Here is a 6,000-nt window from a genome sequence, read left to right on the forward strand (position 1 = left end):
GTCCGACTCTAGCAGCCCGCGCTCAACCGCCCTTGGCCGGCACCGGTCTCAGGCGCAGATCGTGGAAATCGAAACTGAAATCGGTATTGGGCGACACCGACTCCATCCGCACTTCGCGCACCGCGCCGTCGGCGCTCAGCGAGAAATCGACGAAGGCGTCGGCGTTGAGCCAGCGCTGGTCCCAGCGCACGATGAAGCTGTCGTGCTGCCAGTGCTGCAACTCGCCGGTCAGCGCCTCGCTGCGCGCGAAGCGCATGCGCAGCTTGCCGTCGCGCTGCTCGATCACCACGTCGCCGTACCAGGGGTCGCGATAGGTCGCGGCGTACTTGGCCAGCGCCAGCGAGGGCTGGGTGTTGGGCGCGCGCGCGGCCTGGTGCTGCTTCCAGTCGTCGTCGGATTTGGCCAGCGATTTGTCCAGCGCCGCGCCGTAGGCGGCGGTCCAGTCGGTGCGCGGGCCGTCGAGATAGGCATCGAGCGCGCGCAGGGTCACGGCCTGGAACGCGCCCGACAGCTCGGCGCTGGTCAGCACCACGATGCCCAGCCTGTGCTCCGGCACCAGGGTCACGCGCGAGACCATGCCCGGCCAGCCGCCGGTATGCCAGACCAGCTTGCTTCCACGGTAATCCGACAACTGCCAACCTTCGCCGTAGCCGAGAAAGTTGGGGCGCACCGGCGCCAGTTCCGGCACCGAGGGTTCGCTGATCGGCATCGGCGTGACGATGGACCACATCGCCTTCTGACGCTGCGCGCTGAACAAGCGCCGCTCCTTGCCGCCGGCATCGGTATACACGCCGCCGTCGAGTTGCGCGCGCAGCCATTGGCTCATGTCGTGCACGCTGGAGTACAGACCGCCGGCGCCGGAGACATTGCCCCAGGCCATGCGCGGCGCCGGCTGCAGGTCCTTGAAGTCGGCCTTGGCGTAGCCGGTGGCGACGTTGTCGCCGGGCTTGAGCGCGTCGCTGTTGTAGCGGGTGTCGCGCATGCCCAGAGGATCGAGGATGCGGCTGCGCAGGAAGCGTTCGTAGCTCTGACCGCTGGCCTGCTCGATCACCAGTTGGGCGACGCCGTAAAGGATGTTGTCGTAGGCGTACTGGCCGCGGAAGCTGCCGGTCAGCGGCACGTCGCGCAAACGCTGGGCGACTTCCAGGGTGCTGTAGTCGGTGCCGGGCCAGTACAGCAGATCGCCTGCGCCCAGGCCCAGGCCGCTGCGGTGGGCCAGCAGATCGCGCACGCGCATCTCGCGGGTGACGTAGGGATCGGCCATGCGGAACCATGGCAGGTGGTCGATCACCCGATCGTCCAGGCTCAGCTTGCCCTCGTCGGCCAGGATCGACAGCGAGGCCGAGGTGAAGGCCTTGGTATTGGAGGCGATCGCGAACAGGGTGCGCGCGTCGACTTTCTCGGGGCGGTCGAGCCGGCGCAGGCCGTAGCCGCGTTCGAGCACGATCTTGCCGTCCTTGACGATCGCCACCGCGATGCCCGGCACGTCGAAGCGCTGACGCACGCCCTCGACGTAGGCATCGAAGTCCTGCAATTGCGCCGGCAGTTCCGGCGCGGGCGGCGCGGCCAGGGCCTGACAGGCCAGCAGCGCGCCGAGCAGCAGGCCGGCGCCGCGCGTGGCCAGGGACGTGGATCGCATCGTTCGCAACTCCGCGGAGCTAGGGTGACGCCCGACGATACCCGAAGGCGGCGCCCGCGACCCGGCACGATGGTCATGGGCGGCGGCCTGCGAACACGCCTGCGGCCGCATAATGGCGCGCCCTAGCCGACGGCCCCGACCGCGTACCGATGAGCGATGCCCCCACCCTGTTGCCCGGCTTGGCCATCGTCGGTGGCGGCCCCGCCGGTCTGATGGCGGCCGAGGTCGCGCGCGCGGCCGGGGTCGAGGTCGATCTCTACGAAGGCAAGGGCTCGGTCGGACGCAAGTTCCTGATCGCCGGCAAGGGCGGGCTCAATCTCACCCATGCCGAGCCGCGCCCGGGCTTCGACGCGCGCTATCGCGAACGCGCGCCGCAGATCGCGCGCTGGCTGGACGAGTTCGACGCCCAGGACCTGCGCGCCTGGGCGCGCGGGCATGGCGTGGAGACCTATGTCGGCAGCTCCGACCGCGTGTTCCCGGTCGATCGCAAGGCCGCGCCGCTGTTGCGCGGCTGGGTGCGGCGCCTGCGCGAGGACGGCGTGCGCTTCCACGTCCAGCACCGCTGGCTGGGCTGGAGCGAGGACGGCGCGCTGCGCTTCGCCACGCCCGACGGCGAGCGCCGCGTGCGGTCGCGCGCCTGCGTGCTCGCGCTGGGCGGCGGCAGCTGGCCTGAGCTGGGCTCGGACGGCGCCTGGGCGCCGTGGCTGGCGCAGCGCGGCGTCGAGGTCGCGCCGCTGCAGCCTTCGAACTGCGGTTTCGACATCGCCTGGAGCGAGCATTTCGCCCAGCGTCACGCCGGCGCGCCGCTGAAGCCGGTGATCGCGCATTGGCGCGACGGCGACGGCCGCGAACGCGCGCTGCAGGGCGAATGCGTGGCGACCGCGCACGGAATCGAGGGCAGCCTGATTTACGCGCTGTCGGCCGAGCTGCGCGAGACCATCGCGCGCGAGGGCGCGGCATCGCTGTGGCTGGATCTCGCACCCGGCCGCGAACGCGAACGCCTGCAAGCCGAGCTCGCGCGCCCGCGCGCGGGCCGCAGCTTCAGCGAGCACCTGCGCCGCCAGACCGGCCTCAGCGGCGTCAAGGCGGCGCTGCTGCACGAGGTGCTGGACGCGCAGGCCAAGCAGGATCCGGCGCGCATCGCGGAGGCGATCAAGCGCCTGCCCCTGCGCCTGCTGCGCGCGCGCCCGATCGCCGAGGCGATCAGCAGCGCCGGCGGCGTGCGCCTGGAGGCGATGGACGAGCAACTGCAACTGCGCGCCCTGCCCGGGACCTACTGCGCGGGCGAAATGCTGGATTGGGAAGCGCCAACCGGCGGCTATCTGCTGACCGCGTGCTACGCCAGCGGCCTGATCGCGGGGCGCGCGGCTGTGGCGTATTTGCGCGGTCACTGAGCGCGAGCGCGCCGCTTCGGCCGCAACGCGGCCGCGGCGCGCGCCGCGCCTCCCCCGACCAGGCGCAAGATGCGGCCTGGCAGCGCATCTGCCTGGGGGGCAGAAGTCGAAGCCGCAGGATTTGCCGCAAGGGCTCGACAAAACGGCCGCGCGGGCGGCCGTTTGCGGGACATCGGAAACTCGCGCGTCGTGGCGCGCGCCGCCTCAGCGCTTCAAGGCATCGCGCTGCGCATTGCAGACCTGGGTCACGCGTTGATCGATGGTCTGCGCGTCCTCCAGCCAGGCTTCCAGCCCGCCGGCGCGCATCAGCATGGCCGCGCGCTGGGCGATCCTGGCCGCGCCGCAGGCGGTCGGCGAGGCTTCGTCGTCGACCGGCAGCACGTAGCGGGTGTTGCGGTTGGCGTACACCAGCTCGTACTCGCTGTCGTACACGAACAAGGTCTTGGCGCCCTCGGACCCGGCCTCGCGCAGCAGCGCCTCGCTGGCGCGCTGCATGTCCATCAACGGCACCTGGCGCTGCACCGCGATCGCGCGCACCACGTCGGCGTAGGGCGTGTTGTCGGTGCGCAGGCCGCCGGAGCGGAAATCCGGTTGCGCGACCTGGGTCAGCAGCACCGGGGTGGCGCCGCGCATGCGCGCCTCGTCGACGAAACGCTCGAGGTTGGCGCGGAACGCCTCCGGCGCGGTGTAGCGCTCCGGCCGCTTGGAGGCGTCGTCCTGGCCGAAGGCGATGAACACCACGTCGCCGGACTTGGTCGCGGTCATCAGCTTCGACCACAAGCCCTCTTCCAGATAGCGGCGGCTGCTGCGGCCGTCGGCGGCGCGATTCTCGTACTGCACCACGTCGCCGCGCAGCAGCATCGGCAAGGACTCGCCCCAGCCCGTGGCCGGGCGCTGTTCGGGGCGGCGGTTGGCCATCGCGCTGTCGCCGGCCACGCGCAGGGTCGGCGGCTGCAGGGGCATCGGCGCCGCGTAGGCGTTCGCGCAACACAGGATCAGGGCGATCGGCGCCATCCGGGCCAGGCCCAGCAGGCGTTGCGGAATCGTACGCGGCATGGAGGTCATCGGCTGGCGACCAGGTAGCTGGTGGTGGCGCAAACGCTCACGCCCTTGGCGCCGGGCGCGGGCAGGTCCTGACCCTGCAGGGCGAGCACCTTGACCACCTCGTGCTCGCCTTCGCCGACCTTGGCCAGGGCGATGTAGGCGGTGGGCGCACCGCCGCAGAAGGCGTTGCCGGGCTGGTCGGTGGGCGGGGTCTGTTCGACTACGTGACGCAGTTCGACCGGCTGGCTGGCATCGATCTGCATGGAGGCGGCATAGGTGGCGCCGGCACTGTACTCGTCGCCGCCGGTGACCAGGGCGACGCGCTCGGTACCGAAGCTGGCGCCGTTGGCGCCCTTGAGGGTAGCGTCCTCGATGCTCAGCTTGCCGGTGGCGGCGCTGGCGACGGGGTTGCCGGGTTCGAACTCGCCCAGGGCGACCGGCTTGATCAGCGGCGGCGCCGCGCGCTCGACCGGGGCCGCGTTCGGGTCCGGCGAGGGCATGGCCGGCGGCGGCGCGGCGGTGGTGGATTCGGGCGCGGCGGCGTTGGCCGGGGCCTGCGGCTGGCAGGCGCTCAGGGCGAACGCACACAGCGCCAGGCCTAGCGGCCAGGCGGAACGAAGGGCGGTAAGAGTTTGGATTCGACGCATCAGGGGTCCTTCGTACGGGGGCTGGAAGAGACGACCGTCGATCATAGCGGCCGCGTCGCCTCAGGTAACCCCTTGATTTGTCTGAATGGGATCGCCCGCCCGGTTTACGGTTTGGCTAACGTTCCCCTGTCCTTGCACGGAACAATACCGGTTTCGGGGCGCCGATGGCGCGACCCGGGCCTGCGTTTCAGGCTGCGGCGTCGATCAGCGGACGCAGTTCCGGGTCCAGCGCGACGCGCTCGTCGAACACGAAGCAGCGGCCTTCGTAGTGGGCGCCGCCGACGCGTTCGAAGTAACCCAGGATCCCGCCCTCGAGCTGCAACAGGTTGTCCATGCCGTCGTCGCGCAGCCACAGCGCGGCCTTCTCGCAGCGGATGCCGCCGGTGCAGAAGCTGACCACGGTGGCCTCGGCCAACGCCTCGCGGTGCGGCGCCAGGGCCTCGGGCAGGTCGACGAAGTTGTCGATCGGCAGGGTCAGGGCGCCGGCGAAGCTGCCGTAGCCGACCTCCTCGCGGTTGCGGGTGTCCAGCAGCACGACCCGGCGGCCGTCGTCGTCGTGGCCCCGGTCCAGCCACTGCGCGAGGCGCTCGGGCGTCACCGCCGGCGCACGCCGCCGCAACGGGGCGCTGTCCTCGCGCCGGAAGGTCACGATCTCGCGCTTGCGCTTGACCTTGAGCCGCGCGAACGGCTGAGCGCGGCTGTGGCTGGCCTTGACCGCGAGCTCGGCGAAGCGCGGATCGGCGCGCAGTTCGGCCAGAAATGCCCCGATCGCGTCCTCGCTACCGGCCAGGAACAGGTTCAGCCCCTCCTCCGCCACCAACACCGTCCCCCGCAGGTCCACGGCCTCGGCACTCGCGCGCAAACGCACGGCCAGGGCATCGGGGTCGTCGATGGGGACGAAGTGGTAGGCGGCGATATTGAGCAACATGCGAGCATTTTACCCGGGCCGGCGACCGGACGCCGGCAGGGCCCCGGCCGGGCTGGCGCATTAATACGCTGACGCAGCCCGCCCGCCGCCCGCGGTACCTGCCCCATCTTCGCGAAGGCCCGCGCGTGGTCGTGGTCGTGGTCGTGGCCGTGGCCGTGGCCGTGGCCGTGGCCGTGGCCGTGGCCGATGCCGATGCCGATGCCGTTGCCGTTGCCGTTGCCGTTGCCGTTGCCGCGGCATTCAAATCCAAAAGCCCCGCACTCACACAGACAACCGTAGACCCGAAGGGCGGCGCGCAGGACGCGCGCCGTTTTTCGAATGGACAGGGACGTCCATTCGAAAAATCCC

6 protein-coding genes are annotated in these 6,000 nt (G+C 71.1%); 2 read left to right on the forward strand and 4 right to left on the reverse strand.

The annotated features are described in order from the left end of the window. Positions 1-22: 22 nt before the first annotated feature. A complete protein-coding gene (locus BMZ45_RS07555; protein ID WP_091634595.1) occupies positions 23-1,639 on the reverse strand; it encodes a serine hydrolase in 1,617 nt (538 codons plus the stop codon). 149 nt (positions 1,640-1,788) lie between these two features. On the opposite strand from BMZ45_RS07555, the gene BMZ45_RS07560 reads away from it, so the two are divergent. After that, entirely contained in the window at positions 1,789-3,033 is a 1,245-nt protein-coding gene (locus tag BMZ45_RS07560) for a TIGR03862 family flavoprotein (protein ID WP_091634598.1), read from the forward strand. A gap of 204 nt (positions 3,034-3,237) precedes the next feature. Here the strand turns inward: BMZ45_RS07560 and BMZ45_RS07565 are convergent, their stop codons facing one another. The 3 genes from BMZ45_RS07565 to BMZ45_RS07575 form a co-directional block, all read right to left on the reverse strand. Continuing rightward, the gene (locus tag BMZ45_RS07565) at positions 3,238-4,089 is read right to left on the reverse strand and encodes a GDSL-type esterase/lipase family protein (protein ID WP_139215429.1); all 852 of its coding nucleotides are present in this window, start codon (positions 4,087-4,089) and stop codon (positions 3,238-3,240) included. 5 nt (positions 4,090-4,094) lie between these two features. Then, a complete protein-coding gene (locus BMZ45_RS07570; protein ID WP_139215430.1) occupies positions 4,095-4,724 on the reverse strand; it encodes a hypothetical protein in 630 nt (209 codons plus the stop codon). 187 nt (positions 4,725-4,911) lie between these two features. Next, positions 4,912-5,652 carry a sulfurtransferase gene (locus tag BMZ45_RS07575; RefSeq protein ID WP_091634608.1) on the reverse strand — a complete coding sequence of 247 codons (741 nt, stop codon included), beginning with the start codon at positions 5,650-5,652 and terminating at the stop codon, positions 4,912-4,914. 125 nt (positions 5,653-5,777) lie between these two features. Here BMZ45_RS07575 and BMZ45_RS21120 point away from each other — a divergent pair. Continuing rightward, positions 5,778-6,000, forward strand: a 223-nt coding sequence (locus tag BMZ45_RS21120) for a hypothetical protein (protein ID WP_175488981.1), incomplete at its 3' end; no start/stop codon positions are given.

Origin of the sequence: Lysobacter sp. cf310 (assembly GCF_900114355.1) — a bacterium.
In the GTDB taxonomy this organism is placed as follows: domain Bacteria; phylum Pseudomonadota; class Gammaproteobacteria; order Xanthomonadales; family Xanthomonadaceae; genus Lysobacter.